This is a genomic window from Microcystis sp. LE19-195.1E (genome assembly GCF_027532095.1).
GTDB classification, from domain to species: domain Bacteria; phylum Cyanobacteriota; class Cyanobacteriia; order Cyanobacteriales; family Microcystaceae; genus Microcystis; species Microcystis aeruginosa.
In genome coordinates this window covers 1-3,088 of sequence record NZ_JAPZSZ010000320.1, presented here as the reverse complement: position 1 = coordinate 3,088, position 3,088 = coordinate 1, and the positions used below count along the sequence as shown (strand labels likewise).

The 3,088-nt window shown below is 45.7% G+C and carries 3 protein-coding genes and 1 pseudogene; all 4 read left to right on the top strand.

Translation table 11 applies throughout. The annotated features are described in order from the left end of the window. The coding region (locus tag O9300_RS17550; protein WP_287973007.1) for a type II toxin-antitoxin system PemK/MazF family toxin at window positions 1-186 on the top strand (186 nt) is incomplete at its 5' end. A gap of 269 nt (window positions 187-455) precedes the next feature. After that, a pseudogene (locus tag O9300_RS17545) lies at window positions 456-749 on the top strand (hypothetical protein). Window positions 750-907: 158 nt separating this feature from the next. Next, window positions 908-2,809 carry a glutamine--fructose-6-phosphate transaminase (isomerizing) gene (gene glmS, locus O9300_RS17540; protein WP_287730154.1) on the top strand — a complete coding sequence of 634 codons (1,902 nt, stop codon included), beginning with the start codon at window positions 908-910 and terminating at the stop codon, window positions 2,807-2,809. A gap of 164 nt (window positions 2,810-2,973) precedes the next feature. After that, window positions 2,974-3,088: DUF3067 family protein (locus tag O9300_RS17535; RefSeq protein ID WP_287970696.1), on the top strand; the 115-nt coding region annotated here is incomplete at its 3' end.

Sequence of the window (3,088 nt, the reverse complement as noted above, 5' to 3'; positions counted from 1 at the left end):
AATTTCTGGCACGTTAAAATTGAACCTAACAGTATCAATGGATTGAATAAAGCTTCTGCAATTGACACTCTTCAACTAAGGGGGGTGGATTTACAAAGGTTTATTCGTAAATTAGGAAGCGTTTCTGAAATTACAATACTGGAAATTGTAGCCTCCATTGCTACTGTAATCGAATTTGAGGTCTAACAAATCATTGCACCCGACCAACAAAAAGCGACTGATGCTGGAAAATAGACCAAAATGGCGGGTGAATTCAGCCGGTAGGGTGCGTTCCCTAAGGTGGCTCCTACTGCTCCACCAATAGATTTTTGGGAACGCACCCTACACATTGATTGAAGCTATGAGTCTAAGTGCGATGGGGAAGGCACTGGGTGGCAGTACGCCGCTCTTGTGGGCCCAGTTGAGGAATGTTAGCGAAGATTGCCAATGTTTAGGTTAAAATAGAGGGGCAAAAGTTGCCACAGGGTCACGCGCCAAGGACAGTGCGACAACCTCTCTACAGCAAAGAAGAATTTGCCCGACGCGGCGATGAGATTTATGAGACCTAGGTACGTTCTCAAGTCGAGCAAGGTAATCATGGCAAGATTGTGGCAATCGATCTCGAAACTGGAGACTTTGAAATTGACGCGAGTGAAATAGCCGCTTGTGATCGCCTTGAAGCTCGTCGCCCAGATGCCCAAATCTGGATGGTTCCTATTGGTTCTCGTCAAGTTCGTCGATTTGGCGGACGCACGAAAAGAGCCGTTTGAGACCTCTTTGACCCCATCTTGCTCCCAAAAATGAGCGAAGGATGAGTCCCATTAGAGGAAACTTTGCCCTTGTCAGTGCGTCTTTAGCCTCTAAGCAAACAAGTGTCACGCTTGCGATAGAATAGATCGGACTTAGCCTAAATGGGGTCAGGGAAAGAATGTGCGGAATTGTTGGCTATATCGGAACCCAAACAGCGATCGATATTCTCCTAGCTGGTTTGGAACGTTTAGAATATCGGGGTTATGATTCGGCAGGAATTGCCACAATTCTCGAAGGTGAATTACATCGAGTCCGCGCCCAGGGAAAACTCTACAATCTGCGGGAAAAATTAGAACAGGAAGTTAATCCCTCCCAAATTGGCATCGGTCACACCCGTTGGGCAACCCACGGCAAACCCGTAGAAAGTAATGCCCATCCCCACACCGATAATAGTCAACGGGTGGCAGTGGTACAGAATGGCATTGTCGAAAATTTTCAGGTATTAAGAACAGAATTAAAGGAGAAAGGCTGTATATTTGACTCGGAAACCGACACAGAAGTTATTCCCCATCTAATCGCCAGTTATCTACCCAAACCTACCGATGAAGAATACTTGGGGGTGAGTCCTTTCCTCAAGGCAGTTTTAAGGGCAATTGAACGTTTAGAGGGTGCTTTTGCCCTAGGGGTGATTAGTCCCGATTATCCCGATGAATTGATTGTCGTGCGGCAACACGCCCCTTTAATCATCGGTTTTGGTCAGGGGGAGTTTTTCTGTGCCTCCGATGTCAGTGCTTTGGTTCCCCATACCCGGGCAGTGCTGTCCCTGGATAATGGCGAAATCGCTCGGTTAACACCCTTGGGAGTAGAAATTTATAATTTTGAGGGCAAAAGAGTCCGTAAAAGCCCCAGAGTCCTCGATTGGAGTCCGACGACCGTAGAAAAACAGGGTTATCGTCACTTCATGCTCAAGGAAATCTACGAACAACCCGGAGTGGTGCGCGACTGTTTAGGGACCTATCTGCATCCCCATTGGACAGCACAAAATGAGGATAATGTCAACCCGATAAATATTAATTTTTCTGAAGAAATTTACGATAATTTAGAACATATTCAGATTTTAGCCTGTGGAACCAGTTGGCACTCTAGTTTAGTCGGTAAATACTTGATCGAGCAGTTGGCAGGTATTCCCACAAGGGTACAGTACGCCTCGGAATTTCGCTATGCACCCACGCCCCTGATGCCCAATACTTTAACTATCGGGGTGACGCAATCGGGGGAAACAGCCGACACTTTAGCGGCTTTGGAAACGGAAAAACAGCGTCGTTTAGGATTAGAAAAAAAATATCAGGCCCGGATTATCGGTATTACTAATCGCCCCGAAAGTACCCTAGCACAAATGGTCGATCAGATTATTAATACCCAAGCGGGGATCGAGATCGGGGTGGCGGCAACTAAGAGTTTTACGGCACAATTATTGGGTTTTTATCTCTTAGCTTTGGATTTATCCTATCGTCGTCAAACTTTGTCTTTAGAGAGAATCGAGGAAATTATTAATGGAATGCGATCGCTGCCAAGATCGATCGAAACTGTCTTAGAAACACAGGAAAAAGCGATCGAAGAATTAGCCCATGAATTTAATGACACCCAAGACTTTATTTTCTTGGGACGGGGGATTAATTTCCCCATTGCCTTAGAAGGGGCCTTAAAACTCAAAGAAATCAGTTATATTCATGCGGAAGGCTATCCAGCCGGAGAAATGAAACACGGACCAATCGCGCTTTTAGATGCAAAAGTTCCCGTAGTAGCGATTGCTATGCCGGGGATAGTTTATGATAAGGTTCTCTCCAATGCACAGGAAGCAAAGGCAAGGGATGCGCGATTATTGGGAGTAGTTGCTGACAGCGATACGGAAGCGCCAAAAGTCTTTAATGATTTGTTGTATGTGCCGGAAATTGAAGAACTATTATCGCCAATTCTAACAGTAATTCCCCTACAATTGCTCTCCTATCATATCGCAGCCCGTCGCGGTTTAGACGTGGATCAGCCGCGCAATTTAGCCAAAAGTGTCACGGTGGAGTAAAGTTCAACAGGTTGAAACTATCCGATCAAGCGGAGATATCTGATCGTTGTGCTTTGCTGTTCTATGTTGTTCAGGTTTCATCCCTTCGGTAAAATCGAGGGTCTTCCCCTGACATTTATGATAAAATCAAGAGGCCGACTGACATCTGAGAAGCGATAGCAACCATGACGGGTGTGGACTTACAGCAATTATTACTAGAAAAATGGGGTCGTTCCTACGATATCCAGCTGCGACGCATCAAAGATAAGGTTCATGTCCAGGTAATGTGGAAATATCTCG